This is a genomic window from Sphingomonas sp. ABOLH (assembly GCF_003951715.1).
In the GTDB taxonomy this organism is placed as follows: Bacteria; Pseudomonadota; Alphaproteobacteria; order Sphingomonadales; family Sphingomonadaceae; genus Sphingomonas; species Sphingomonas hankookensis_A.
The window spans coordinates 1-24,129 of the sequence record NZ_QQWV01000045.1; the positions used below are offsets into that span (position 1 = coordinate 1).

Sequence of the window (24,129 nt, forward strand, 5' to 3'; positions counted from 1 at the left end):
CCGTTGCAAGCCCGCACCCTCTGGGTGATCCATGAAACGCGCCCCTCGCAGCCTTCAACACCATGTTTTATATAGGAAATATAATGGTCAGGACAGCGAAATCAGCGCCTTACTTGGGAAATGTGGGAGAAGATCGATGCCAGCCGCCGGCCGGGCAGGGCGGCCGCCTCATGCGCCAGATCGGCCAGCAGCGCCTGCATCCATGCCGCCTGGTCCACGCTCTCGCGAACATGGCTGTTGAAGTCGCAATAGGGGCATTTCGACACGCAGAACGGCCAATGGACGTACAGTGCGAGGGGTGCTTGGTCGGGCTGCATCGCCGTCCCATATGGGCGCGATGCGAGCGATACAAATGCTGATGGCGGCGCTGTTGCTCGGCGCCTGTTCCGCCGGACCCAATCACGTGCCCGAGCGGGTGGTCGAACCCCGTGCGTTCGACGGCAGCGCGCCGCGCGGGCCGGCGCTGCTGCGCCAGGCGATGGAGGCCGGGCATCGCGCCGTGCGGGCGCAGGCGGGCCTGCCGCCGCTTGCCTGGGACCCGGCGCTGGCGCGCGATGCGCAGGCCTATGCCGACACGCTCGCCACGACCCGCCGTTTCGAACATTCGCCGCAACCGCGCGGGGTGCCCGAACAGGGCGAGAATCTGTGGACCGGCACGCGCGGCGCCTATCGCTATGCAGAAATGGTCGGGCATTGGGTCGCGGAAAAGCGCGACTATGTCCCCGGCATCCTGCCGGCGGTGTCGCGCACCGGCCGGTTCGAGGATGTCGGCCATTATACCCAGATCATGTGGCGCGCGACCCAGCGGTTCGGCTGTGCCGAGGCGAGCAGCGCGAAGGACGACTATATCGTCTGCCGCTATGTCCCGGCCGGCAATTATGTCGGGCAGCGCGCCTTCTGATCCGCGTCAGGGATTGCGGACGACCGCCAGCTTGTTGCCCGCCGGATCGCGGAGATAGGCGGCATACCAGTTGGGGCCGTAGGCGGGGCGTGGCCCCGGCGGACCTTCGTCGCTGCCGCCCTGTGCCATCGCGGCGGCGTGGAAGGCGTGAACCTCCTCCCGGCTGTCGACGAAGAAGCCGATCATCGCGCCGTTGCCGGGCGTGGCGGGGCCGCCGTCGAACGGCGTGGCGGCCCACAGGACGAAGCCTTCCCCGCTGCCGCCCTTCGAATAGCCGCGCCAGCCGGGGAAATCGGCATGGCTGCTCCACCCGATCGTGGCCAGCACCGCGTCGTAGAATGCATGGGACACCGCCGGGTCGACCACGCCGACCGTCGCATATACGCTCATCGTCCATCCTCCCGTTATTATGCGGGCAGGATAGACTTGTTACGCGAACGTATCAAGAACGAATGTGGATCATCCGCGCGCGCCGGCGATCATCTTCGCGGCGATATGGCGTACCGCATCGTCATTCTTGTCGCCGCCATGGGTCGGGTCGCCCAGCTTGTCGAGGCTGGCCTCCAGCGAGTCGAGCAGGCCCGGATGCTGCTGTTCGACATAGCGCATCGTCCAGAACAGGAGATGCTCGACCGCGATCTCGCGGTGGCGGGTTTCGGTGATCGCGTCGGACATCGGATTTCCTTTCGGGGCGTCCAATGTTCGGGGCGGGGCGGGCGTTCCAGCCTTGCGGTAATCAGGCTGTTTGTACCCCCGCGCAGGCGGGGGTCCAGAGCCATGGACGTCGTCCTCTGTTACCCTGGACCCCCGCCTGCGCAGGGGTACGGTTCGGATGACATCAAAACACCGCCTTCACCAGCTGCGCGAACGCATCGGCGCGGTGGCTGATCGCATGCTTGTGGTCGGGATCGATCTCGCCATAGCTCTGGTCCATGCCGTCCTGGACGAACATCGGGTCGTAGCCGAAGCCATGGTCCCCGCGCGGCGGCCATACCAGCTGTCCGTCGACGCGGCCCTCGAACCATTCGACGTGCCCGTCGGGCCATGCCAGCGCCAGCGCGCAGACGAAATGCGCGGCGCGGCTGTGCTCCGGCCCGGTCGCCTGCATCCGTTCCTCGACCAGCCGCATCGCCGCGTCGAAATCCTTCGACGGGCCGGCCCAGCGGGCGGAAAAGATGCCCGGATCGCCGTTCAGCGCCTCGACGCACAGGCCGCTATCGTCGGCGAGCGCGGGCAGGCCCGACAGGTCGGCGGCCTGCAACGCCTTCAGCTCGGCATTGGCGACGAAGGTCGTGCCGGTTTCCTCCGGTTCGGGCAGGTCGAGTTCGCCGGCCGAAATCGGGGTGACGCCGTACGGGCCGAGCAGTGCCGCGATCTCGCGGATCTTGCCCGGATTGTGGCTGGCGATGACGAGCTTGCCGGGGGTCAGCTTGCGGATCGCCTGCGGCTCCTTGCCCTCGCCGCTCATCGACCGGTCGCCCGCAGTTGTTCGGCGAAAATGCGCCCGCAGCCGATGCGGGCGAGGCGCAGCAGACGCAGCAGCGCCTCCTCGTCATAGCACGCCCCTTCGGCGGTCGCCTGTACCTCGGCGATGTTGTTGTCGCTGGTCAGCACGAAGTTCGCATCGGCATCGGCGGCCGAATCCTCGATATAGTCGAGGTCGAGCACCGGCGTGCCCTGATGAATGCCGCAGCTGACCGCGGCGACCTGGCGGCTGATCGGATCGACTTCCAGCTTGCCTTCGCGCAGGAGGCCATCGACCGCGAGGCGCAGCGCCACCCATGCGCCGGAGATCGAGGCGGTGCGGGTGCCGCCATCGGCCTGGATCACGTCGCAGTCGAGCGTGATCTGCCGTTCGCCCAGCGCCTTCAGGTCGACGACCGCGCGCAGCGAACGCCCGATCAGCCGCTGGATCTCCTGCGTGCGGCCCGACTGCTTGCCCTTGGCCGCCTCACGGCTGCCGCGGGTATGGGTGGCGCGGGGCAGCATGCCGTATTCGGCCGTGACCCAGCCTTCGCCCTTGCCGCGCAGCCACGGCGGTAGCCGCTCTTCCAGCGAGGCGGTGACCAGCACCTTGGTATCGCCGAAGCCGATCAGGCACGAACCCTCCGCATGGCGGGTGAAGTTCGTTTCGATCGTGATGGCACGCATTTCGTCGGGGGTGCGGCCGGATGGGCGCATGGGAGTCTCCTGAAATTTCCTCAGCCCTAGCCGTCCGTTCATCGCCGCGCCAGCCACGGCGCGTTAGGCAAAGGGAACGGGGTCGCAACGAATGGCCCCGGAACAGGGAGCGACTGATGCGAAAAATGGCGCTGGCGATACTGCCGATGCTGGGCGGGTGCGTGATGGCGGGCGGCAATACGACCACCCAAACGGCCCCGGTGGCGATCGAGCGCGAGACGATCAGCTATGAAACCTCGCGCTGTTTTGGGACCTGTCCGGTCTACCGCGTTACGGTCCAGCCCGATGGGACCGGTGTGTTCGAAGGGCGCCAGTTCACGAAGGTCGTCGGCACCCGCAACTTCCGCGCCACCCCGGCGCAATATCGTGCCTTCGCCGCGAAGCTGCAGCCCTATCGTCCGCAAGGCGAGCAACTGATCCAGCCGGGCCAGCCGGGATGCGGGCAGGTGGCGACCGACATGCCCTCGGTCGATATCCGCTGGAACGAGCCCTCGGGCGCGTCGCAGCATCTGTCGCTCTATTATGGTTGCCGGATGCACGATCAGGCGATGAACGAAGCGCTGCGCTCGGCCCCGAACGAGCTGCCGATCCGCGAGTTCATCGAGGCGCCGTAAGCTCCTCCCCATGAATGGGGAGGAACCGGGTTCCGCTCGCGGCTTCGTCGCCCTACATTCCCCCCATGGCCCAACCGATCCATGAACTGACCGACCGCGCACGCGACGTGTTTCGGATCGTGGTCGACAGCTATCTCGCCACCGGGGCGCCGGTCGGATCGCGCACCATCGCGCAGCTTTCGGGTTTGAACCTCTCCCCCGCCTCGATCCGCGGCGTGATGCAGGACCTCGAGGAGGCCGGGCTGCTCGCCGCGCCGCATGTCAGTGCGGGACGGATGCCGACCGAAACGGGCCTCCGCCTGTTCGTCGACGGCATGATGCATGCGATGGAGCCATCGGCGCAGGAGCGCGCGACCATCGCCGCGCAGGCGGACAGTGCGGGGCCGGTCGAGGAAGCGCTGGCCGGCACCGCCGCTGCGCTCTCCGGCCTGTCGGCGAGTGCCGGCGTCGTGCTGGTGCCCAAGCGCGAGCCGGTGCTGCGGCAGGTATCGTTCGTGCCGCTGTCGGGCACGCGCGCTCTGGCGGTGCTGGTCGGTGCCGACGGTTCGGTTGAGAACCGCGTGCTGGAAACGCCGGGTGCCAGTCCGGCCGCGCTGGTCGAGGCGGGCAACTACCTGACCGCACGGCTGTCGGGTTTGACGCTCAGCGAGGCGCGATCCCGCATCCTGCGCGAGATCGGGCAGGAACGCGCCGAACTGGATGCCGCCGCCCGTGCGCTGGTCGAACGCGGGCTCGTCATGTGGAGCGAGGATGGCGACCACCGCCCGGTGCTGATCGTGCGCGGGCAGGCGCGGCTGATCGACGATGCCGCCAGCCACGACCTCGACCGCGTGCGGCAATTGCTCGACGAGCTGGAGGGCAAGGAGGAGATCGCCCGGCTGCTCGAATCGGCGCAGGACGGCGACGCCGCGCGCATCTTTATCGGCTCGGAAAACAAATTGTTCGCATTGACCGGATCGTCGGTCATCGCCAAGCCGGTCCGTGCGCTGGACGGGCGCGTGGTCGGCGTCGTCGGCGTGATCGGGCCTGTCCGGTTGAACTATGCGCGCGTCGTGCCCATGGTGGATTTCACTGCCGCGACACTGGCGCGGCTGCTCGGTTGATTGGACAAGAAGAGACCCGAATGAACGACACCCCCGCCAACGACGATACGAACGACCTGCGCGAAGCCACCGCAGAGGCCGCACCCGAAGTCGCCGAAGCGGACCGCCTCGCCGAACTGGAAGCCAAGCTGGCGGATTCGCAGGCGGAAACCCTCTACGCCCGCGCCGATCTGCAGAATGTCCGTCGCCGCGCCGAAAAGGAAGTGGCCGATGCCCGCGCCTATGCCGCGACCGCGTTCTCGCGCGACATCCTCTCGGTCGCCGACAATCTGTCGCGCGCCTTGTCGGCGATCCCCGACGACCTGCGCGGCGACGACCGGCTGAAGGGCCTGATCACCGGCCTCGAAGCGACCGGCCGCGAACTGGAAAGCGTGTTCGGCCGTCACGGCATCACCAAGTTGGTATCGGTCGGCGAACCGCTCGACCCGAACAAACATCAGGCGATGTTCGAGGTGCCGTCGGCCGATGCGAAGCCCGGCACGGTCGTGCAGGAAATCCAGACCGGCTACATGATCCGCGACCGGCTGCTGCGCCCGGCGCTGGTCGGCGTGGCCAAGGCGCCGGAGGGCGGGGCCTGAACGACTCGGTCCAGCCCGACCTTGCCACCCCGCCGCGGTTCGAACGCATCGTCCAACCCGAGGCGATCGTCGACCGCGGCGCGTTGAATGCGGCACTTTCGGCACTTTCCGGCGAGGGACGGGACGGCGTGGCGCTGCGGCGCGCGGCGACCGCGGTGCTGCGCGACGCGATGGCGCAGGGCCGCGCGGAGATCGAGCGGCGGCTGCGCGCCAATCCCAGCCACGGGCTGGAGACGGCGGCCGCCTATGCCTATCTGACCGATGCGATCCTCGTCGCGCTGATCGGCTTCATCGTCGAGCGCGTCCATCCCAACCACAATCCGACCGCCGCCGAGCGCATGACGCTGATCGCGGTCGGCGGCTATGGCCGGGGCGAGATGGCGCCGCATTCGGACGTCGATATCGGCGTGCTGACCCCGTGGAAGCAGACGCCCTGGTCCGAACAGGTCATCGAATCCACGCTGTACGCGCTATGGGACCTGGGGCTGAAGGTCGGCCATTCGTCGCGCTCGCTCGACGAAATGGTGCGGCAGGCCAAGGGCGACGTGACCGTGCGCACCGCATTGGTCGAGGGACGCTATGTGTGGGGCGACACCGCGCTCTATGCAGAGGCGGCGCAACGCTTCAAGACCGAGGTGCAGGAAGGGACCGCGCGGACCTTCATCGCCGAAAAACTGGCCGAACGCGATGCGCGGCACAAGAAGCTGGGCGACACGCGCTATGTCGTCGAACCCAATGTGAAGGAAGGGAAGGGCGGCTTGCGTGACCTGCACGCCCTCTTCTGGATCGGCAAATATGCCTATAACGTCCGCCGCGCCGCCGATCTGGTCCCCGCCGGACTGCTCAGCGCGCCGGAGCTTCGCAAGTTCAACCGGGCCGAGGATTTCCTGTGGGCGGTGCGCTGTCACCTGCACCTTATTACCGGGCGTGCGGAGGAGCGGCTGACCTTCGACGTGCAGACCGAGATCGCGACGCGGATGCGCTATAGCGACCGGGTCGGCAAATCGCGCGTCGAACGCTTCATGCAATATTATTTCTTGCAGGCGAAGCGGGTCGGCGACCTGACCGGCATGTTCCTCAGCCATCTCGACGAAACCTATGCCGCGCGGGGCAGCCGGTTCGGCTTTCCCCGGCTGCGGCGTCGTCCGCGCCGGCTGCATGGCTTCGTGCTGGATCGCGGGCGCCTTGCGCTGCCTAAGGACGATTTCTTTGCCGAAGACCCGGTCCGGCTGATCGAGATCTTTGCGCTGGCCGATCTGCACGGGCTGGAAATCCATCCGTTGGCGATGCGCGCGGCGTCGCGCGATGCACGACTGGCGGCGCAGGTCCGCTCGCACCCGCGCGCCAACCAGCTGTTCCTCGACGTGCTGACCTCCCCGCGCGATCCCGAGCTGGTGCTGCGCTGGATGAACGAATGCGGCGTGTTCGGCCGTTTCATTCCCGATTTCGGCCGCATCGTCGCGCAGATGCAGTTCGACATGTACCACCATTATACGGTGGACGAGCATACCATCCGCATGATCGGGCTGCTGTCGCAGGTCGAACGCGGCATCTGTCGCGAAGAGCATCCGCTGGCGACCGCGCTGTTCGGTGGCATCGTCCAGCGCCGCGCGCTGTTCGTCGCGGTGCTGTGCCACGACATCGCCAAGGGGCGCGGCGGCGACCATTCGATCCTGGGCGCGGAGGTTGCGGAACGGCTGTGCCCCCGCCTCGGCCTGACCCCGGCGGAGACCGAGACGGTCGCGTGGCTGGTGCGCTATCACCTGTTGATGTCGGCGACCGCGTTCAAGCGCGACCTGTCGGATTTCAAGACGATCCTCGACTTCACCAGCATCGTCCAGTCGCCGCAGCGCCTGCGCATGCTGCTGGTGCTGACCGTGGTCGATATCCGCGCGGTCGGGCCGGGGACGTGGAACGGGTGGAAGCGGCAGTTGCTCACCACCCTGTTCGAAACCGCCGAGGAGGTGCTGCGCCTCGGCCATAAGCAGCGCGGCCGGGACGAACGCATCGCCGAGAAGCAGGAAACCCTGTGCCGGACGCTGGGTTGGGACAAGGACACGCTGGCCGCCTATGTCCGCCATCTGCCGCCGGCCTATTGGATCGCCGAGCCGGACGACGTCATCGCCGCCAATGCGCGCATGGTCGACCAGTCGGGCGACACCCGCCTGACGATCGACACCAGCGTCGACGAGGATCGCGGCGCGACGCTGGTGACGGTCCACGCCGCCGACCATCCGGGGCTGTTCTATCGCATCGCCGGCGCGATCCATGCGGCGGGCGGCAACATCATCGACGCGCGCATCCACACGACCCGCACCGGCATGGCGCTCGACAATTTCCTCGTCCAGAATCCGCTCGGCGGGCCGTTCGACGAAGCCGGGCAGTTGCAGCGGTTGAAGACCGCGATCGCCGACGCGCTGGCCAACCGCATGAAGCTGAACGACCGGCTGGCCGCCAAGCCATTGTCGCGACCGCGCGCCGAGGCGTTCCCGATCGAGCCCAACGTGTTGATCGACAATGCGGCGTCGAACCGCTTCACCGTGATCGAGGTCAATGCCCGCGACCGGCCGGCGCTGCTCCATCATCTGGCACAGGCGCTGTTCCAGTCGAAGGTGACGCTGCATTCAGCGCACGTCGCGACCTATGGCGAGCGCGCGGTCGACACCTTCTATGTCACCGACCTGACCGGCGACCGGATCACCGGGCAACTGCGGCTGAAATCGCTCGAACGGCGGATGCTGGATGCAGCGGCGGGCAAGGAATTTGCCGGCTTCGTGTAATTCCTTGCGATTCAGTAGGAATTAAGCTACTTCCTTCCGTATGGACTTTCTGATCCTGCTGTTCTTCGCAGCCGCCGTCGCGATCGTGATCGCCGTTATTGCCGTTATTGCCGTTACCGCCGATACCCGGGAGCGCCGCCGGGCCGATGTCGGCGACGGGACAGGGTGGTTCGATTTCGGGGATGGCGGCGGATCATCCGACTGCGGCAGCAGCGATGGCGGCGGTTGTGACGGCGGGGGTGGCGGCGACTGACCCGTCGCCGCATCCCGATCACGCTCTCTGTCGGACCCGAGCGCCGCAGGACAGCTCGGCGCGGATCGCCGCCACTTCCTCGAGCAACCGGTTGATCTGTGCTTCGGCGCGCAGGTTGGTTTCATAATCCATCCGCGCCTCCAGCCGGTCCTTCGCCGCCTGCCGGTTCTGGCTCATCATGATGATCGGCGCCTGCAACGCTGCCAGCATCGACAGCATCAGGTTGAGGAAGATGAACGGGAACGGGTCGAACGCCCGCGCGCCGAGGATGATGGTGTTGAGCACCGACCATCCGACCAGGAACAGGCAGAAGGCGGTGATGAAGCCCCACGACCCACCGATCGCCGCGACGCGGTCGGCCAGGCGTTCGCCCAGCGTCATCGTATCGTCGAACGCGGTGTTGAGATCGCGCACCGAACCGGTGCGGCGGAAGGGTTCGGTCAGGAACCGGATGGTGATGTTCATGCTATGCACCTCGCGCGATGCGACCGGCCGCGCCGGCCGATCCCCCGCGAGGCGCCCCAACGATCAGGCAATACGCGGTGACGGCCGGTGCGGCTTGGTCGATCGACTGGAATCGTTGTTGGACATGGACCCTGTCTCGGGACGTTGGCGGAAAGGGACGGTCGGATCGTCCGAGCGCGCGGATGCGCCTGTCGGGCGAGTCGGTCAAGGCGGAGAAACATGAAAAAGCCGTCATGTTCGCGGAGGGAACATGACGGCTTTGGTGTCGGCAAACTTGCCCTGTTCGTCACTCCCGCAGAGGCGGGAGTGCATAAACGCTATCGTCGCGGCTCCTGCCGAACCGCTAGCGTGTATGGATTCCCGCCTTCGCGAGAATGACGAGTGGAGAAACGTGCCCCGCCGTTACTTCGGTGCCAGCACCATCAGCATCTGGCGGCCTTCCATGCGCGGATAGGCTTCGACCTTGGCGATTTCCTGCGTCGCTTCGGCGACCCGCTGCAACACCGCCATGCCGAGCTGGCCGTGGCTCAGCTCACGACCGCGGAAGCGCATCGTGACCTTCACCTTGTCGCCCTCGGTGATGAACTGCTCGACCTTCTTCATCTTCGTATCATAGTCATGATCGTCGATGTTCGGACGCATCTTGATCTCCTTGATCTCCTGCGTCTTCTGGGTCTTGCGGGCGAGGTTCGCCTTCTTCTGCGCCTCGTACTTGAACTTGCCCACGTCGAGGAACTTCGCGACGGGCGGGTCGGCGTTCGGCGACACTTCGACCAGATCGAGCCCGACCTCGGCCGCCTGCGCGATCGCTTCGCGCGTGTACATGACACCCAGATTCTCGCCCTCGTGATCGATCACGCGGACCTTCGGGCTCTGGATGAACTCATTGAATCGGGGGCCGTTCATCGGCGGCGGCGCATTCGGGCGACGCATCATGGGCGGACGGATAGGTGCTGCTCCTGTAGTTGTCGAAAGTCCTATATAATCAATCTTGCGCGGTTACGAAAGGTTCCGCGCAAGATCGGGGGCAAGTGCCTCTGCCTTCAGCATCGCGACCAGCTTGTCGAGGCCGATGACCTGCTGCCCCTGGCTGCCGAGGCGACGCAGCGCCACGGTGCGCTCCTCCGCCTCGCGCTTGCCGACGACGACCAGCGCCGGAACCTTGGCGAGCGAATGTTCGCGCACCTTGTAGTTGATCTTTTCGTTGCGCAGATCGGTTTCGACGCGGATTCCGGCGGCCTTGAGCGCTGCGGCGACCTCGTTCGCGTAATCGTCGGCGTCCGAAACGATCGTCGCGACCACCGCCTGCACCGGCGACAGCCACATCGGCATTCGCCCGGCATGATGTTCGATCAGGATGCCGAGGAAGCGTTCGAACGTGCCGAGGATCGCGCGGTGGAGCATCACCGGGCGGTGGCGGTTGCCGTCCTCACCCACATAGGTCGCATCGAGTCGTTCGGGCAGCACGCGGTCCGACTGGATCGTGCCGACCTGCCACGTCCGCCCGATCGCGTCGGTCAGGTGGAATTCCAGCTTCGGCGCATAGAAGGCGCCTTCACCCGGCAGTTCCTCGAACTTGTCCTTGATGTCCTGCGACAGGTTCGACGACAGCACCGCCTCGCGCAGCTCCGCCTCGGCCTTGTCCCACATCGCGTCCGACCCGAAGCGCTTCTCGGGGCGCAGCGCCAGCTTCACCGCATAATCGGTGAAGCCCAGATCCTGATAGACCGAGTCGAGCAGTTCGCAGAAGTCGCGGACTTCCTCGATCAGCTGGTCCTCACGACAGAAGATGTGCGCGTCGTCCTGCGTGAACTGGCGGACGCGCATGATGCCGTGCAGCGCGCCATGCGGTTCGTTGCGGTGGCAGCAGCCGAATTCGGCCATGCGGATTGGCAGGTCGCGATACGACTTGATCCCCTGGCGAAAGATCAGGACGTGCGCCGGGCAGTTCATCGGCTTCAACGCCATCATGTCGGCATCGGCGCTGACGATCGCGCCCTCGTCCTCGGTATTCGGGATTTCGTCGGGCACCACGAACATATTCTCGCGATATTTGCCCCAATGGCCCGACTGTTCCCATTGCCGCGCATCCATCAACTGCGGCGTCTTCACTTCCTGATAGTCGTGGGCGTCCAGCCGGCGGCGCATATACGCCTCCAGCTGCCGCCACATCATATAGCCGTTGGGGTGCCAGAACACCGACCCCTGCGCTTCGGACTGGAGGTGGAACAGGTCCATCTCCGCGCCCAGCTTGCGATGGTCGCGCTTGGCCGCTTCCTCCAGCCGGGTGAGATGCGCGTCGAGCTGCTTCTTCGACAGCCAGCCGGTGCCGTAGATGCGGCTGAGCATCGCATTCTTCTGGTCGCCGCGCCAATAGGCGCCCGACACGCGGGTCAACTTGAACGCCGCCGGATCGAGCTTGGCCGTCGATTCGAGGTGCGGACCGCGACACATGTCGAGCCATTCGCCCTGGCGATAGATGGTCAGTTCCTCGCCCTCGGGCAGTTCGGCGGCCCATTCGGCCTTGAACGTCTCGCCCTGTGCGGTCCAGCGGTCGATCAGCTGCTGGCGCGTGACGACCTCGCGTTCGAACTTTTCGCCCTTCGCGATGATCTTGCGCATCTCCGCCTCGATCAGCGGCAGGTCCTCGTCGGTGAACATGCCGCGGCCGGGGGCAGGGGCGAAGTCGTAATAGAAGCCGTCGTCTGTCGCCGGACCGAAGGTGATCTGCGTGCCCGGATACAGCGTCTGCACCGCTTCGGCGAGGACGTGGGCGAAGTCATGGCGGTGGAGTTCCAGCGCGTCCGCTTCGTCCTTCGCCGTCACGAGCGCCAGCGAGGCGTCGCCGTCGAACGGCCGGTTCAGGTCGCGCACCTGCCCGTCGACCCGCGCGGCGATCGCCGCCTTGCGCAAGCCCGGCGAGATCGCGGCGGCGATGTCTGCGGGAGTAGTGCCCGGCATCACCTCACGGACGGCACCGTCGGGAAGGGTGATGCGGAACATTGCGGACATGAAGGAACACCTGGAATGTCGGAGGATAAACGCCTGTCGGTTAGCCGCTGGGCGCGGGGAGGGCAAGGACACGCGCTTGTCCGTTGCCGACGTCGTCCTTCCGGCGAAGGCAGGAATCCATGGATGCGGGCCGGCCGCGTAGAGTCGTGAACACCCGACACAATGGATTCCGGCCTTCGCCGGAATGACGACCAGGGTGGGCGGTGCTACTCCACCGCCGCGCCTGAGTCGGTATAGGTGATCCGGATCCGCACCCAGCTGCCGATCAGCGGCTTGCCGCCGACGCGCGGGGGCAGGATGCGGAACTGCCACGCCGCCTGCCGCACCGCGCCGGCCAACCCCGATCCGCGCGCCGACTGGCCGATCTCCCGGCAGTCGGTCACCTGGTTGTTGGGGATGGTGCGGCAGGCGACCTCGCCCCAGCCGGGTCGTGCGTTGCGGGGGAGATAGGTCGACAGCTCGGCATGGGTCGGGCGGCGATACCAGTCGGCGGCGTAGAGCCGCTCGCCACCGCCGCTGCCGCCGCCGGCATCGGTATCCGCATCGCCGTCGCCGCTGTCACCCGCCGCATCGCTGCGTCCGGCGCCTTCGCCGATGCTGCGGGTGCCGGGCGTGATCGCGGCACGGGCGAACTCGCGGCCGGTCATTGGAATGACCTTCGACCAGACATCGTTCGACGGCGTGGCTGGCACGGGGGGTGGGGGCGTTACGTCGGGCGGCGGCGCGACGGCGGTGACCGGCGGGGCGGTGCTGGCGCTACCGGCAGCCGCCTTGCGCTGTACCTGCCTGGCGGGCGCGGCAGCCGGGGCGACCTGATCGGCGGGCAGCATGTCGACGATCAGCGGCGATTTCTCGCCGGGCGGCGGAGACATCATCGTCGGTGCGATGCGCAGCAACAGCCACAGGATAGCGACATGGATCGCCACCACCAGCGCCAGCGTGGCGATGCGGCGCTGCAGCGGAACCGGGCGACGCGCGGAGAACCGTTCCTGATACATTGTCGACGCCACGCGCCGCCCCTAGCGCACAAGGCAGCCGAGCGCGATGGGAAAGACGCGAGGTTTGCGATGTCAGGAAGGTGGAGCGGGTGAAGGGAATCGAACCCTCGTCGTAAGCTTGGGAAGCTTCTGCTCTACCATTGAGCTACACCCGCTCGGGCAGCGCTGCCCTTAGCCAATGGATCGCACGGGCGCAAGCGTTCCCATGGGCGTCGGCTGTGGTATCGGAAGCGCATGACGACCGCGCGAACCACCCAGGACGCCGTGCCCGGCACGATCCGCCATGTCGCGATCATCGGCGCCGGATTTTCCGGCACGCTGCTGGCGATCAACCTGCTGCGGCACGACGGGCCGGCGGCGACGCTGATCGAGCGCGGCGATGCGGCGGGGCTCGGGGTCGCCTATGGCACAAGGCAGAGCGACCATCTGCTGAACGTGCGCGCCGCGAACATGAGCGCCTTTCCCGACCGGCCGGACCACTTCGTCCGCTGGCTCGCCGAGCGCGATACGGGGGCCAGCGGCGCGGATTTCGTGCCGCGCGCCCTGTACGGCAGCTATCTGCGCGAGACGCTGGCGGCGGCGCAGGCAGCCGCGCCGGGCCGGCTGACCGTGGTGGATGGCGAGGCGGTCGGCATCGACGGCGCGACGGTGGTGCTCGGGGACGGTCGCGTCGTCACCCCGGACGCGGCGGTGCTGGCGGTCGGCAATCTCGCGCCGCAGGTGCCGCCGGGGCTGCGCGGCATCGCCCATCTGCCGGCCTATGTGGGCAATCCCTGGGCAGCGGGGGCGACCGCCGGCCTCACCGACGACGACACGGTCCTGCTGATCGGTACGGGGCTGACCATGGTGGATGTCGCGCTGTCGCTGGAGGCGCAGGGCTTTGGCGGACGGATCGTCGCGCTGTCGCGGCGCGGACTGCTGCCGCATCGCCATGCGCCGGCGGCCCTGCCTGAGCAGCCGTTGACCGAGCGCCCCCGCCCGCCGCTATCGGCGCTGGTCCGGTCGGTTCGCGACCGTGGCGCGGCGATCGGCTGGCACAGCGCGATCGACGAGCTGCGCCCCTTTACCCAGGGGATATGGGCGGCGGCCGATCCGGTCGAGCGGCGGCGCTTCCTGCGCCATTTGCGGCCATGGTGGGACATCCATCGCCACCGGCTGGCCCCGGCGGTCGCCGACCGGATCGACGCGATGGTGGCGAGCGGGCGGCTGACGCTGCTCGCCGGCAAGAGTTGCGATGCGCATGAAGCCGAGTGCGGCATCGCGGTCGAATGGCGGCCACGCGGCGAGGACACCCGGCAGCGCATCGTCGCGACCCGCGTCATTTCGTGCATCGGGCCGCAGGGCGATGTCGCCCGCACCGACGACCCGCTGCTGTCGGCGCTGGTCGCGGACGGGCGCATCCGCCCCGACAGCGAACATCTCGGCATCGATGTCGAGGTCACCGGCCGCGTGTTGCACGACAATGGCGACAGCGACGACCGGCTGTTCGCGATCGGGCCAATGACGCGCGGCGCGTTCTGGGAAATCGTCGCCGTGCCCGATCTGCGGCGGCAGGTGTGGGACGTCGCGCGCTATCTGTCGAACGCGCACTGGGTCGGCGGCGAGGGGCTGTAACGCCGCATTGGGGCGATCCTAGAAATGCTTCGTTGTGGGGGCAGGCCGGCCACCCGAAGTGATCGTCCATGCAACAAGCCCGCAAAATCCTGCCGTCCTTCGGCATTCAGGTCGCGATCGGCATGGTCGCGGGTGTCGTACTGGGACTGCTTGCCGCCGAGATGGGGGGTGCCGATGGTGCGATCGGCACGCTGCTGCACACGGTCGGGCAGATTTTCGTCCAGCTGCTGAAAGTGCTGGTGCCGGCGCTGGTCTTCACCGCCATCGTCGGGTCGATCGCGGCGCTGCGCGATCTGCCCAATGCGGCGCGGCTGGTCGGGCAGACTTTGCTCTGGTTCGCGCTGACCGCGCTGATCGCGGTGTCGATCGGCATCGTCCTGGCGCTGGCGCTCCAGCCCGGCCGGCACAGCGATGTCGCGCTGGCCAGCGCTGTGCAGCCCGGCACGGTGGGCACATGGCTCGATTTTCTGAAAGGGCTGGTGCCCGCCAATCTGCTCGGCCTGACCGCGTCGACCAAGATGGCGGACGGCGGTGCGACCACCATGCTCGGCTTCAATGTGCTGCAGATCATCGTCGTCGCCATCGCGGTCGGGGCCGCGGCGGTGCGGGTCGGCGCGGCGGGGGAGCCGTTCCTTGCCTTCAACACCTCGGCGCTGATGATCCTGCGGCGGCTGCTGCGCTGGGTGATCGCGTTGACGCCGATCGGGTCGGCCGCGCTGATCGGCGATGCGATCGTCCGCTATGGCTGGGGCACGCTGTCGTCGCTCGGTGCCTTTGCCGCGACCGTCTATATCGGCCTCGGCATCGTGCTGTTCGTCGTCTATCCGACGCTGCTGGCGCTGCATCGCATCTCGCCGATCTGGTTCTTCCGCCGGGCATGGCCCGCGATCCAGCTGGGCTTCGTCACCCGTTCCTCGGTCGGCACGTTGCCGGTGACGCAGGAGCGGACCGAACAGGCGCTGGGCGTACCCGCTGCCTATGCCGCCTTTGCTGTGCCGTTGGGGTCGACGACCAAGATGGACGGGTGTGCCGCGATCTATCCGGCGGTGTCGGCGATCTTCGTCGCGCAGTTCTTCGGCTTGGCCCTGCATGCCGGCGATTATGCGCTGATCGTGATGGTGTCGGTGCTGGGGTCTGCGGCGACGGCCGGGCTGACCGGCGCGACCGTCATGCTGACCCTGACGCTGACGACACTCGGCCTGCCGTTGGAGGGGGCGGGGCTGTTGCTGGCGATCGACCCGATCCTCGACATGGGCCGCACCGCCGTCAACGTCGCCGGTCAGATGCTGGTGCCGACCATCGTCGCCAAGCGGGAAGGGCTGCTCGCCGCGCCCGCCGACGCCCCGGCGGAAGTGGCGTTAGGGTAGCAGCAGCGACGCGTCGCCATAGGAATAGAAACGATATTCCCCGGCGATGGCATGGACATAGGCGGCGAGCATCCGCTCCCGCCCCATCAGCGCCGATACCAGCATGAACAGCGTCGATTTGGGCAGGTGAAAATTGGTCATCAGCCCGTCGATCCCACGAAAGCGGTAGCCGGGGGTGATGAAGATCGCCGTATCGCCTTCGAACGGCTGTACCTGCCCCTCAGCGTCGGTGGCACTTTCGATCAGACGCAGGCTGGTGGTGCCGACCGCGATCACCCGGCCGCCGGCGGCACGCACTGCGTTCAGCCGGTCGGCGGTGGGGGCGTCGATCCGGCCCCATTCGGCATGCATCTGGTGGTCGTCGGTATCGTCCGCCTTGACCGGCAGGAAGGTGCCCGCCCCGACATGCAGCGTCAGCGTGGCATGGGCGATCCCTGCCGCTTCGATCGCCGCCATCAGTTCGGGCGTGAAGTGCAGCGCTGCGGTGGGGGCGGCGACGGCGCCGGCTTCGCGCGCGAACAGCGTCTGGTAATCCTGGGCATCGCGTTCGTCGGCCCCGCCGCGCTTCGACGCGATATAGGGAGGCAGCGGCATGCGCCCGGCGCGCTCGAGCAGCAGTTCGACCGGTTCGTCGCCGGCAAAGTCCAGCGCGAAGCTGCCATCCTCGCCCTTGTCGCTGGCTGTCGCCGTCACGCCTGCGCCGAAATCGATCGTGTCACCGTCGCGCAGCCGCCGTCCGTTGCGCACGAACGCCCGCCACCTGCGCGGCCCCTCGCGCTTGTGCAGCGTCGCGCCGATCGCCGCATCGCCACGCTTGCCCTCCAGCTGCGCCGGAATCACCCGCGTGTCGTTGAAGACGAGGAGGTCGCCCGCGCGCAGGCACGACGGCAGGTCGCGAACGCCGCAGTCCCGCGTCGCATCGCCATCCAGCACCAGCATCCGCGCCGCATCACGCGGCGCGGCCGGGCGTAGCGCGATCCGGTCGGTCGGCAGGTCGAAGTCGAACAGGTCGACGTGCATGGGTCGGGAAACTTGTTTTAGCGGGCGCGGGCCGGTTGCGGGCGCTTCGCTGCCGGGGCCGGCTTGCGCGGCGCGGTCGCGGGCAGCGGGGCGACGGTTTCGGGCAGCGCGACCGGGGCGGCGGCCTGGTACGGCGGCGGATTGTCGCTGGCGATATAGGCGTGGACGATGCGCGACGGGTTCGCCGGCGGCTCGCCGCGTTCGATCGCATCGACATATTGCATGCCGTCGATCACCCGGCCGAACACGGTGTACTTCTTGTCCAGCGAGAATTTCGGGGCGAACATGATGTAGAACTGGCTGTTCGCGCTGTTCTCGTCATTCGCCCGCGCCGCCGCCACCGCGCCGCGGACATGAGGGAGGTAGTTGAACTCCTTTTCCACGTTCGGCAGCTTCGACCCGCCGGTGCCGTCTCCGTCCGGATCGCCACCCTGCGCCATGAAGCCGTCGATCACCCGGTGAAAGGCGAGGCCGTCGTAGAATTTCTCGCGGGTCAGCGTCTTGATGCGCGCGACCATCTTCGGCGCGACGTCGGGACGCAGCCAGATCGTCACCCTTCCGCCGGTCGACAGGTCGAGAATCCACAGGTTCCGCGTGTCGGTGGTCGATGGCGGCGGCTCGCGCCCGGGCACGTCGATCACCTGCGCCAGCGCGGGCAGGGCAAAGAACGAGGCGATGACAGCGAGCAAAAGGGCAAGACGACGCATGAACTTCCCGAAACGCGCGAGGGACCCGAAGGGCATGAATGGCGCCGCATAGACCATGTCGTCGCTTGCGCCAATCTGAACATGACGGGCCCGTTCCGCGCCGAAACGGCAAAAGGGATTGGCAAACGCCCGAACCCCCGGCTATCACCCGTGCGACTGGACGGAAAACCGATCGGTCCGGCGTCGCCTCAATACGAAGGCGACCGGAGAGGGGCAGGGCGCGATAAGCGCCCGACGACAAGGGCTGTTGAATGGCGACTGACGAAGATCAGCACGTTTCCGCAGGTGGCACGACGCCGCCGCCGGAGGGTCCGGAAGATCCGCGGAGGCGCGATTACTTGGCCATCGGCGCAGTGGCATTTGCCGGGGTCGGCGCGGGGGTGATCGCGATCCCGCTGGTCCGCCAGATGTCGCCCGCTGCCGATACGCTGGCGCTGTCGACGACCGAAATTGACCTGTCGGCGATCGAGCCGGGACAGGCGATCAAGGCGACGTTCCGCAAGCAGCCGCTGTTCGTGCGCAACCTGACGCCCAAGGAAATCGCCGAGGCCAATGCCGTCTCGATCGCCGATCTGCGCGATCCGCAGACGCTGGAGGAGCGGACCAAGACCGGCAAGAACAACTGGCTGATCACGCTGGGCGTCTGCACCCATCTGGGCTGCGTGCCGCTGGGCGCCGGCGAAGGTGAGAACAAGGGACCGTTCGGCGGCTATTTCTGCCCGTGCCACGGGTCGGCCTATGACACCGCCGGGCGCATCCGCTCCGGCCCCGCGCCGCAGAACCTGCACGTTCCCGAATATACCTTCACGTCCGACACCGTCGTGACGGTTGGCTGAGGAGAGAGACGATGAGCTTCCCCTGGGCCAAGCATTACGAACCGAAGCAGCCGCTGATGCGCTGGCTGGACGAGAAGCTGCCGCTTCCCCGTCTGGTCTATAATGCGGTCGGCGCCGGCTATCCGGTGCCGCGCAACCTCAACTATTTCTGGAACTTCGGCGTGCTCGCCGGCGCGGCGCTGGCGGTGCAGATCATCACCGGCATCGTGCTGGCGATGCATTATGCGGCGAACGGCGCGGTCGCGTTCGATTCAGTCGAACGCATCATGCGCGACGTGCCGTCGGGCTGGTTCATCCGTTATGCCCACGCCAACGGCGCGTCGATGTTCTTCATCGTGGTGTACACGCACATCGCGCGCGGCATCTATTACGGGTCGTACAAGGCGCCGCGCGAGATGGTGTGGCTGCTGGGCGTCGTCATCTTCCTGCTGATGATGGCAACCGCGTTCATGGGCTATGTGCTCCCCTGGGGGCAGATGAGCTTCTGGGGGGCGCAGGTCATCACCGGCTTCTTCTCGGCGATACCGGGGGTGGGCGAGACGATCCGCGTGTGGCTGCTGGGCGGCTATGCGCCGGACAATGCCGCGCTCAACCGCTTCTTCTCGCTCCACTATCTGCTGCCGTTCGTGATCGCCGGCGTCATCGTCCTGCACATCTGGGCGTTGCATATCCCCGGCTCGAACAACCCCACCGGCGTTGAGGTGAAGGGGCCGCAGGATACCGTGCCCTTCCACCCCTATTACACCGCCAAGGACGGCGCGGGGCTGGGCGTGTTCCTGCTGGTGTTCGCCGCGCTGATCTTCTTCGCGCCGAACCTGCTGGGGCATCCGGACAATTACATTCCGGCCAACCCGCTCTCCACGCCGGCGCATATCGTGCCCGAATGGTATTTCCTGCCCTTCTACGCGATCCTGAAGGCGTTCACCGTCGACTTCATCTTCCCGGCGAAGCTGTGGGGCGTGCTGGCGATGTTCGGCTCGATCCTGCTGCTGTTCTTCCTGCCGTGGCTGGACAAGTCGCCGGTCAAGTCGGCCAATTATCGCCCGACCTACCGCATCTTCCTGATCGTGCTGCTCGTCGACGTGCTGGTGCTCGGCTATCTGGGCGGGGCGGAAGCGACGCCGACCACGGTGCTGCTCAGCCAGATCGCCGCGGGATATTATTTCGCGCACTTCCTGGTCGTGCTGCCGATCGTGTCGGCGATGGAGCGTCCGCGTCCCTTGCCCAATTCGATCACCGAAGCGGTGCTGAAGGGCGAGGGCGGCACGTCGCCCGCGCAGACCGCCGCCCATGGTCACGCCACCCCGGCCGCGGCCGAGTAAGGGAACAACGATGCTCTCCTTCGCTTCCCGCTTTCTCGGACGCAACCTGAACCTCGTCGTCGGCGCAGGTTTCCTGTTCGCGCTGCTGCTCGGCATCTTCTCGACCGTCAGTGGCATGATCCATGACGAGCCGGTCCACTCGGCCGAACACGAGTTCCACCTGAAGCCACGCGATGCCGGGCTGCAATCGGCGGGCCTGTTCGGCACGTTCGACAAGCAGCAGCTGCAGCGCGGGTTCCAGGTCTACAAGGAAGTCTGTTCGGCCTGCCACTCGATCCGGCTGGTGTCGTTCCGCGATCTGGAACAGCTCGGCTATGACGAGGGCCAGGTAAAGACGATCGCCACCGACTGGCAGATCGAACAGCCGAGCGTGAACCCGGAAACGGGTGAACCAGCGACGCGCAAGAACCTGCCGTCCGACCGCTTCCCGCTAGTCTTCGCCAACGACGTCGCCGCGCGTGCCGCCAACAACAATGCGGTGCCGCCCGACCTGTCGCTGATGACCAAGGCGCGCGACGACGGGTCGGACTATGTCTATTCGCTGCTGACCGGCTATGGCCCGCAGCCGGCGGAACTGCTCAAGAAGTTCCCCGATGCGAAGACGCCCGCGGGGCTGCACTTCAACCGTTATTTCGCCACGCTCAACCTCGCGATGGCGCCGCCGCTGACCGGGACCGATCAGGTCCAGTATCAGGACGGCACCCGTGCGACGGTGGACCAGATGGCGAAGGACGTGTCGGCGTTCCTGACCTGGACCGCCGAGCCGAACCTCGAAACGCGCCATGCGGCCGGGGCGGCGGTGGTGATCTTCCTGCTGATCTTCACCGCGCTGGCCTTTGGTGCCTATCGCAACATCTGGCGGGACATGAAGCATTGATCGGGACGGATGGCGTCGGACGGCATGAGATCGCCCGACGCATCCGGACCATCGCCGACTTTCCGAAGCCCGGCATCCAGTTTCGCGACATTACGACGCTGATCCTCGACCCTGAGGGGTTGCGGTTGGCGGTCGACGGGATGGTCGGTGCCGTCCAGGGCCCGATCGATCTGGTCGCGGGGATCGAGGCGCGCGGGTTCGTGTTCGCTCCCGCCGTGGCGCTGGCGCTGGGGGCCGGCGTGGTACTGATCCGCAAGGACGGCAAATTGCCCGGCGCGACCATCGCCGAGGATTATGCGCTGGAATATGGCACCGACCGGATCGCGATCCACGCCGATGCCTGCACACCGGGGGCACGCGTGCTGCTGGTCGATGACCTGATCGCGACCGGCGGGACGGCGCGGGCGGCGGTGCGGTTGCTGCGCAAGGCGGGCGCTACGGTCGAGCAGGCCTGTTTCGCGATCGACCTGCCCGATCTGGGCGGGGCGGATGCGTTGCGGGCGGATGGTATCACGGTTTCGGCGCTGGTGGCGTTTCCCGGGCATTGAGGCTGGGGCCGGTCGTTAGGTCTTGTTCGTCACCCCGGACGTGATCCGGGGTCCCGCTGTTTCACCGGCGTTCGAAGAAGAAGCGGGACCCCGGATCAAGTCCGGGGTGACGGTTTGAGCTATGTCGCCTCAGATCAGAGCGGACTGGGCAGTGGGCGATCCTGCGTGCTCGGACCGTCGGCAGCAGCAGCGCAGTGCCGAAAGCCTTCCATTCCTCATAACGCCCCGCATTCCCTCCCAAATCCCGGACAGCCGCCGTTCAGGCCGCGACAGGCACGGTGCCCATCGGACAGGAACCGGCGATCCGTGCCGACCGTTGGATTCCATCATCATCGGCGCCGAGGCCACGCCCGTCGCCTGCGGGAGCAATCGGATGTTGCAGCGGCTGCGCGCGATCGTGCTGACCTTGGCGGCGGGGGCGGGCGTTTCCGCCTGTGCCTATGGCGATTTCGGCTATGGCGGGGTGGGGGTCGGCTATGGCTCGCCCGGCTATTATGGCGGCGGCTATGGCGGATATTATGACGGCTATGCCGGCGGATTCGGCGATCCCTATTGGGGGTGGTTCGGCGACTATTATTATCCGGGCACCGGCTACTACGTCTATGACCGCTATCGCCGGCCGTTCCGATGGAACGATCGCCAGCGCTATTACTGGCAGCAGCGGCGCGGGGCATGGCGCGGCGGCTGGGGCGACGGGCGTCCGCGTTGAAACGGCTGGGATCGGCCGGGCTGGAACGGGCAGCGGCCCGGCTTCGACAATCGTCCCGGCTTCCAGCATGTCCCGCGTGGCAGCAGCCAGTCGCCGATTCCCGGACGTCCGGATGGGTGGCGCGGCAACCGTCGGCCGGGGTTCGACGGGCGTCCGGGCTTCCAGAACGTGCCGCGCGGCAGCAGCCAGTCGCCGCTACCCGACCGGCCGGGCGGCTGGCGCGACCGGCCCGATGCCGGGCAGGATCGCCGGCCCGGCTTTGACGGTCGCCCCGGCTTTCGCAACGTACCGCGTGGCAGCAGCCAGTCGGCCTTTCCGGGCCGCGCGGAGCGACCCGCGGCGGGTGCGGTGCGCGGCTTCGATCGGCCCGAGGGCGTCCGGCCCGGCGGCGGACGCTTTCGCGGGCCCGAAGGTCGCGGACCGGGACGGCGTTCGCCCCGTCCGCAATAATCGGTCAGCCGGCAGATTGGGCGGCGCGCGTCGCGATCAGGGCCTGTGAGATGAACGTCATCACGACCTGATCGTCCTGGTTGCGCACCGTCACCCGGCTGGCGACGCTGCCCATCTCCGGGCGGCTGGAGGAGGGGCGGGTGGTCAGCACCTCGGTTTCGCAGCTGAGCGTGTCGCCGGGATAGACCGGGCGCCGCCAGCGCAGTTCGTCGATCCCGGCGGCACCCAGGCTGGCGACCGGATCGACCTTCCACTGTTCGACCAGCATCGCCATGGTCATGGCGCAGCTGTGCCAGCCGCTGGCGGCCAGTCGTCCGAAATGGGTCTGTGCCGCCGCTTCGTCGGAAAGGTGAAAGGGCTGCGGATCATATTGGCGGGCGAAGTCGATCACCGCCCCCCGCGTGACGGGGTAGGAACCGAAGCGGGCGGTATCGCCGACGGCGATGTCTTCGAAATAGCGCATGGCACCAGTTTCAACGCGAAACCAGTCGCCGGCAAGCCCCTACCGCAATGCCGCCGATCCGATTCCCGCATCACCATCGAGCGTCGGGTCGGGGGCGATGCCCAGCACCTGGCGCAGCAAAGGATGGATCGCGGTGTTGCGGAAGGGGGGCAGCTTGACGCCGGAGCGAAAGGCCGGGCCGCCGGCCACGAACAGGGCCTGCATATCGGGCGCGGCATCGTCATAGCCATGCGCGCCGCCCTTTACGGGACGCGTCGGGGTCGTCGGGGCGATCGTCCAGCCGATGTCGGCGAGGCACAGGAACGACGCGACACGGGGGTTGGTGCCGTAGCGCAGTCGCGCCGGAATCGCCGCCTTGGGCCAGCATTGCATATGCGGGTGCGGGTGCGACAGCGCGGTCGCCAGCGCGCCTTCCTGTCCGGGCAGCGGTTCGATCGCGGCATAGGGGCCAGTTTCGATCAGGCGATAGCTGCCGGCCGGTGCGATCCGGTCGAAGGGGATCACCCGGCTGGTATCGATCGCCGCCATGCCGTGATCGGCGACGACGATCAGGTTCGCCGGCTGGCCCAGCGCAGCCAGTTCGCGCTGCAGCCGGCCGATCTGCGCGTCGACGGCATGCATCGCCGCATCGGTTTCGGGCGCACCGGGGCCATGGTCGTGCCCGGCGACGTCGACATCGTCGAAATAGAGGGTGACGAAGCGCGGACGGGTTGCCGCCGGGCGGCGGAGCCAGTCGACCACCGCATCGACGCGCTGCCCGGCGTTGATCGCCGGATTGAACGCCTGCCAGTCCGAGGCGAAGGCGCCGCCGGCATAGACGCCATGATCGGGCTTGCCGCTGCCGCCCCACGCGACCTCGCTGCCCGGCCAGAACATCGTCGCGCTGCGGATGCCGGCCTGTTCCGCCGCGATCCAGATCGGCCTGGCGGCGTTCCACCAGAAGGGGTCGGTGGACTCCATGGTGAACTGCTCGCCCGGACGGCGGGGGTCTTCCATCTTGTTGCCGACGATTCCGCTCTTGTCGGGGCGGACGCCGGTGGCGATCGTCCAGAAATTGGGGAAGGTCTTGGTCGGGAAGGACGGCTGCATCGACGCCGACACGCCGCCTGCCGCCAGTGCCGACAAATTGGGCGCGATGGTCGGGGTCAGATAGTCGGGCCGCGCACCGTCGACGCCGATCAGGATCGTGACCGGCGTGCGGGCCTCCGCGACGGGAGCAGCAGGTGCGGCAGCGACCGGCGCGCGCGGGGTGGCGCACCCGCCCGACAGGGCGAGTGCGGCGAACAGGGTCGGGATACGCATCGCGACGACTGCTAACGCGTTAAGATGAC

26 protein-coding genes, 1 tRNA gene and 1 pseudogene are annotated in these 24,129 nt (G+C 67.3%); 14 read left to right on the forward strand and 14 right to left on the reverse strand.

What is annotated here, in order from left to right; genetic code table 11:
• Nucleotides 1-128 precede the first annotated feature (128 nt).
• Nucleotides 129-317: pseudogene (locus tag CA237_RS16205) on the reverse strand (coproporphyrinogen III oxidase); the annotation flags it as partial.
• Nucleotides 318-337: 20 nt separating this feature from the next.
• Between CA237_RS16205 and CA237_RS16210 the strand changes: the two are divergent.
• Nucleotides 338-901, forward strand: a complete 564-nt coding sequence (locus tag CA237_RS16210; RefSeq protein ID WP_346773508.1) for a CAP domain-containing protein — start codon at nucleotides 338-340, stop codon at nucleotides 899-901.
• 6 nt (nucleotides 902-907) lie between these two features.
• Here the strand turns inward: CA237_RS16210 and CA237_RS16215 are convergent, their stop codons facing one another.
• The 4 genes from CA237_RS16215 to rph form a co-directional block, all read right to left on the reverse strand.
• Entirely contained in the window at nucleotides 908-1,291 is a 384-nt protein-coding gene (locus CA237_RS16215; RefSeq protein WP_066693580.1) for a VOC family protein, read from the reverse strand.
• Nucleotides 1,292-1,360: 69 nt separating this feature from the next.
• Nucleotides 1,361-1,576, reverse strand: coding sequence for a hypothetical protein (locus CA237_RS16220; protein WP_198158613.1), 216 nt, complete (start codon nucleotides 1,574-1,576; stop codon nucleotides 1,361-1,363).
• 163 nt (nucleotides 1,577-1,739) lie between these two features.
• Complete coding sequence (gene rdgB / locus CA237_RS16225) at nucleotides 1,740-2,369, reverse strand: RdgB/HAM1 family non-canonical purine NTP pyrophosphatase (RefSeq protein ID WP_066693578.1); 630 nt, start codon at nucleotides 2,367-2,369, stop codon at nucleotides 1,740-1,742.
• Entirely contained in the window at nucleotides 2,366-3,082 is a 717-nt protein-coding gene (gene rph / locus CA237_RS16230; RefSeq protein WP_066693575.1) for a ribonuclease PH, read from the reverse strand. The genes rdgB and rph overlap by 4 nt, the downstream gene beginning before the upstream one ends.
• Before the next feature lie 116 nt (nucleotides 3,083-3,198).
• On the opposite strand from rph, the gene CA237_RS16235 reads away from it, so the two are divergent.
• The 5 genes from CA237_RS16235 (at nucleotide 3,199) to CA237_RS16255 (ending at nucleotide 8,410) form a co-directional block, all read left to right on the forward strand.
• Complete coding sequence (locus CA237_RS16235) at nucleotides 3,199-3,696, forward strand: DUF6438 domain-containing protein (protein WP_084401791.1); 498 nt, start codon at nucleotides 3,199-3,201, stop codon at nucleotides 3,694-3,696.
• A gap of 65 nt (nucleotides 3,697-3,761) precedes the next feature.
• Nucleotides 3,762-4,799 (forward strand): heat-inducible transcriptional repressor HrcA, encoded by a 1,038-nt coding sequence (hrcA, locus tag CA237_RS16240; RefSeq protein WP_066693566.1) that lies wholly within the window; start codon nucleotides 3,762-3,764, stop codon nucleotides 4,797-4,799.
• Nucleotides 4,800-4,819: 20 nt separating this feature from the next.
• Nucleotides 4,820-5,377 carry a nucleotide exchange factor GrpE gene (locus CA237_RS16245; RefSeq protein ID WP_126014844.1) on the forward strand — a complete coding sequence of 186 codons (558 nt, stop codon included), beginning with the start codon at nucleotides 4,820-4,822 and terminating at the stop codon, nucleotides 5,375-5,377.
• Nucleotides 5,374-8,157 (forward strand): [protein-PII] uridylyltransferase, encoded by a 2,784-nt coding sequence (locus tag CA237_RS16250; protein ID WP_126014846.1) that lies wholly within the window; start codon nucleotides 5,374-5,376, stop codon nucleotides 8,155-8,157. The genes CA237_RS16245 and CA237_RS16250 overlap by 4 nt, the downstream gene beginning before the upstream one ends.
• A gap of 40 nt (nucleotides 8,158-8,197) precedes the next feature.
• On the forward strand, nucleotides 8,198-8,410 hold the full coding sequence (locus CA237_RS16255; protein ID WP_126014824.1) for a hypothetical protein: 213 nt from the start codon (nucleotides 8,198-8,200) through the stop codon (nucleotides 8,408-8,410).
• A gap of 18 nt (nucleotides 8,411-8,428) precedes the next feature.
• Here the strand turns inward: CA237_RS16255 and CA237_RS16260 are convergent, their stop codons facing one another.
• The 5 genes from CA237_RS16260 to CA237_RS16280 all read right to left on the reverse strand — a co-directional run bounded on the left by CA237_RS16260 (nucleotide 8,429) and on the right by CA237_RS16280 (nucleotide 13,040).
• The gene (locus CA237_RS16260; protein WP_126014826.1) at nucleotides 8,429-8,875 is read right to left on the reverse strand and encodes a DUF1003 domain-containing protein; all 447 of its coding nucleotides are present in this window, start codon (nucleotides 8,873-8,875) and stop codon (nucleotides 8,429-8,431) included.
• 402 nt (nucleotides 8,876-9,277) lie between these two features.
• Entirely contained in the window at nucleotides 9,278-9,811 is a 534-nt protein-coding gene (infC, locus tag CA237_RS16265) for a translation initiation factor IF-3 (protein WP_066693558.1), read from the reverse strand.
• Nucleotides 9,812-9,874: 63 nt separating this feature from the next.
• On the reverse strand, nucleotides 9,875-11,887 hold the full coding sequence (gene thrS, locus CA237_RS16270; protein ID WP_066693555.1) for a threonine--tRNA ligase: 2,013 nt from the start codon (nucleotides 11,885-11,887) through the stop codon (nucleotides 9,875-9,877).
• Between the two features lie 206 nt (nucleotides 11,888-12,093).
• On the reverse strand, nucleotides 12,094-12,897 hold the full coding sequence (locus tag CA237_RS16275) for a hypothetical protein (protein ID WP_232308049.1): 804 nt from the start codon (nucleotides 12,895-12,897) through the stop codon (nucleotides 12,094-12,096).
• A gap of 69 nt (nucleotides 12,898-12,966) precedes the next feature.
• A tRNA-Gly gene (locus tag CA237_RS16280) sits at nucleotides 12,967-13,040 on the reverse strand.
• Nucleotides 13,041-13,119: 79 nt separating this feature from the next.
• Here CA237_RS16280 and CA237_RS16285 point away from each other — a divergent pair.
• Together CA237_RS16285 and CA237_RS16290 are read left to right on the forward strand one after the other, a co-directional pair.
• Nucleotides 13,120-14,499 (forward strand): FAD/NAD(P)-binding protein, encoded by a 1,380-nt coding sequence (locus tag CA237_RS16285; RefSeq protein WP_066690284.1) that lies wholly within the window; start codon nucleotides 13,120-13,122, stop codon nucleotides 14,497-14,499.
• Between the two features lie 68 nt (nucleotides 14,500-14,567).
• A complete protein-coding gene (locus CA237_RS16290; RefSeq protein WP_066690282.1) occupies nucleotides 14,568-15,866 on the forward strand; it encodes a dicarboxylate/amino acid:cation symporter in 1,299 nt (432 codons plus the stop codon).
• Here the strand turns inward: CA237_RS16290 and queA are convergent.
• Nucleotides 15,858-16,886: a tRNA preQ1(34) S-adenosylmethionine ribosyltransferase-isomerase QueA gene (gene queA, locus CA237_RS16295; RefSeq protein ID WP_126014828.1), complete on the reverse strand. Its 1,029-nt coding sequence runs from the start codon at nucleotides 16,884-16,886 to the stop codon at nucleotides 15,858-15,860. The genes CA237_RS16290 and queA overlap by 9 nt on opposite strands.
• Nucleotides 16,887-16,903: 17 nt before the next feature.
• Nucleotides 16,904-17,593, reverse strand: a complete 690-nt coding sequence (locus CA237_RS16300; protein ID WP_066690360.1) for a peptidylprolyl isomerase — start codon at nucleotides 17,591-17,593, stop codon at nucleotides 16,904-16,906.
• A 251-nt stretch (nucleotides 17,594-17,844) separates the two neighbouring features.
• Between CA237_RS16300 and petA the strand changes: the two genes are divergently transcribed.
• The 6 genes from petA to CA237_RS16330 all read left to right on the forward strand — a co-directional run bounded on the left by petA (nucleotide 17,845) and on the right by CA237_RS16330 (nucleotide 22,335).
• Nucleotides 17,845-18,429, forward strand: a complete 585-nt coding sequence (gene petA, locus CA237_RS16305; RefSeq protein WP_066690274.1) for a ubiquinol-cytochrome c reductase iron-sulfur subunit — start codon at nucleotides 17,845-17,847, stop codon at nucleotides 18,427-18,429.
• Between the two features lie 11 nt (nucleotides 18,430-18,440).
• Nucleotides 18,441-19,751: a cytochrome b/b6 gene (locus CA237_RS16310; protein ID WP_066690271.1), complete on the forward strand. Its 1,311-nt coding sequence runs from the start codon at nucleotides 18,441-18,443 to the stop codon at nucleotides 19,749-19,751.
• Nucleotides 19,752-19,761: 10 nt separating this feature from the next.
• Entirely contained in the window at nucleotides 19,762-20,628 is an 867-nt protein-coding gene (locus CA237_RS16315; protein ID WP_066690268.1) for a cytochrome c1, read from the forward strand.
• A complete protein-coding gene (locus CA237_RS16320; protein WP_066690358.1) occupies nucleotides 20,628-21,176 on the forward strand; it encodes an adenine phosphoribosyltransferase in 549 nt (182 codons plus the stop codon). Before CA237_RS16315 ends, CA237_RS16320 begins: the two co-directional genes overlap by 1 nt.
• Before the next feature lie 373 nt (nucleotides 21,177-21,549).
• Complete coding sequence (locus tag CA237_RS16325; RefSeq protein ID WP_126014830.1) at nucleotides 21,550-21,885, forward strand: hypothetical protein; 336 nt, start codon at nucleotides 21,550-21,552, stop codon at nucleotides 21,883-21,885.
• 168 nt (nucleotides 21,886-22,053) lie between these two features.
• Nucleotides 22,054-22,335, forward strand: coding sequence for a hypothetical protein (locus CA237_RS16330; RefSeq protein ID WP_126014832.1), 282 nt, complete (start codon nucleotides 22,054-22,056; stop codon nucleotides 22,333-22,335).
• 4 nt (nucleotides 22,336-22,339) lie between these two features.
• On the opposite strand, the gene CA237_RS16335 is transcribed toward CA237_RS16330, so the two are convergent.
• Together CA237_RS16335 and CA237_RS16340 are read right to left on the reverse strand one after the other, a co-directional pair.
• On the reverse strand, nucleotides 22,340-22,798 hold the full coding sequence (locus CA237_RS16335; protein WP_066690260.1) for a MaoC family dehydratase: 459 nt from the start codon (nucleotides 22,796-22,798) through the stop codon (nucleotides 22,340-22,342).
• A 39-nt stretch (nucleotides 22,799-22,837) separates the two neighbouring features.
• A complete protein-coding gene (locus CA237_RS16340) occupies nucleotides 22,838-24,100 on the reverse strand; it encodes an ectonucleotide pyrophosphatase/phosphodiesterase (RefSeq protein WP_066690257.1) in 1,263 nt (420 codons plus the stop codon).
• Between the last annotated feature and the right edge of the window lie 29 nt (nucleotides 24,101-24,129).

Excerpts from the sequence above, each read along its gene's own strand:
- CA237_RS16210 (WP_346773508.1), top strand. The coding sequence starts at position 338 with ATGCGAGCGATACAAATGCTGATGGCGGCGCTGTTGCTCGGCGCCTGT.
- CA237_RS16255 (WP_126014824.1), top strand. The coding sequence starts at position 8,198 with ATGGACTTTCTGATCCTGCTGTTCTTCGCAGCCGCCGTCGCGATCGTG.
- queA (WP_126014828.1), bottom strand. The coding sequence starts at position 16,886 with ATGCACGTCGACCTGTTCGACTTCGACCTGCCGACCGACCGGATCGCG.
- CA237_RS16325 (WP_126014830.1), top strand. The coding sequence starts at position 21,550 with ATGTTGCAGCGGCTGCGCGCGATCGTGCTGACCTTGGCGGCGGGGGCG.
- CA237_RS16310 (WP_066690271.1), top strand. The coding sequence starts at position 18,441 with ATGAGCTTCCCCTGGGCCAAGCATTACGAACCGAAGCAGCCGCTGATG.
- CA237_RS16335 (WP_066690260.1), bottom strand. The coding sequence starts at position 22,798 with ATGCGCTATTTCGAAGACATCGCCGTCGGCGATACCGCCCGCTTCGGT.
- CA237_RS16220 (WP_198158613.1), bottom strand. The coding sequence starts at position 1,576 with ATGTCCGACGCGATCACCGAAACCCGCCACCGCGAGATCGCGGTCGAG.
- rdgB (WP_066693578.1), bottom strand. The coding sequence starts at position 2,369 with ATGAGCGGCGAGGGCAAGGAGCCGCAGGCGATCCGCAAGCTGACCCCC.
- CA237_RS16300 (WP_066690360.1), bottom strand. The coding sequence starts at position 17,593 with ATGCGTCGTCTTGCCCTTTTGCTCGCTGTCATCGCCTCGTTCTTTGCC.
- thrS (WP_066693555.1), bottom strand. The coding sequence starts at position 11,887 with ATGTCCGCAATGTTCCGCATCACCCTTCCCGACGGTGCCGTCCGTGAG.
- hrcA (WP_066693566.1), top strand. The coding sequence starts at position 3,762 with ATGGCCCAACCGATCCATGAACTGACCGACCGCGCACGCGACGTGTTT.
- CA237_RS16340 (WP_066690257.1), bottom strand. The coding sequence starts at position 24,100 with ATGCGTATCCCGACCCTGTTCGCCGCACTCGCCCTGTCGGGCGGGTGC.
- CA237_RS16235 (WP_084401791.1), top strand. The coding sequence starts at position 3,199 with ATGCGAAAAATGGCGCTGGCGATACTGCCGATGCTGGGCGGGTGCGTG.
- CA237_RS16290 (WP_066690282.1), top strand. The coding sequence starts at position 14,568 with ATGCAACAAGCCCGCAAAATCCTGCCGTCCTTCGGCATTCAGGTCGCG.
- rph (WP_066693575.1), bottom strand. The coding sequence starts at position 3,082 with ATGCGCCCATCCGGCCGCACCCCCGACGAAATGCGTGCCATCACGATC.
- infC (WP_066693558.1), bottom strand. The coding sequence starts at position 9,811 with ATGATGCGTCGCCCGAATGCGCCGCCGCCGATGAACGGCCCCCGATTC.
- CA237_RS16315 (WP_066690268.1), top strand. The coding sequence starts at position 19,762 with ATGCTCTCCTTCGCTTCCCGCTTTCTCGGACGCAACCTGAACCTCGTC.
- CA237_RS16260 (WP_126014826.1), bottom strand. The coding sequence starts at position 8,875 with ATGAACATCACCATCCGGTTCCTGACCGAACCCTTCCGCCGCACCGGT.
- CA237_RS16245 (WP_126014844.1), top strand. The coding sequence starts at position 4,820 with ATGAACGACACCCCCGCCAACGACGATACGAACGACCTGCGCGAAGCC.
- CA237_RS16215 (WP_066693580.1), bottom strand. The coding sequence starts at position 1,291 with ATGAGCGTATATGCGACGGTCGGCGTGGTCGACCCGGCGGTGTCCCAT.
- petA (WP_066690274.1), top strand. The coding sequence starts at position 17,845 with ATGGCGACTGACGAAGATCAGCACGTTTCCGCAGGTGGCACGACGCCG.
- CA237_RS16285 (WP_066690284.1), top strand. The coding sequence starts at position 13,120 with ATGACGACCGCGCGAACCACCCAGGACGCCGTGCCCGGCACGATCCGC.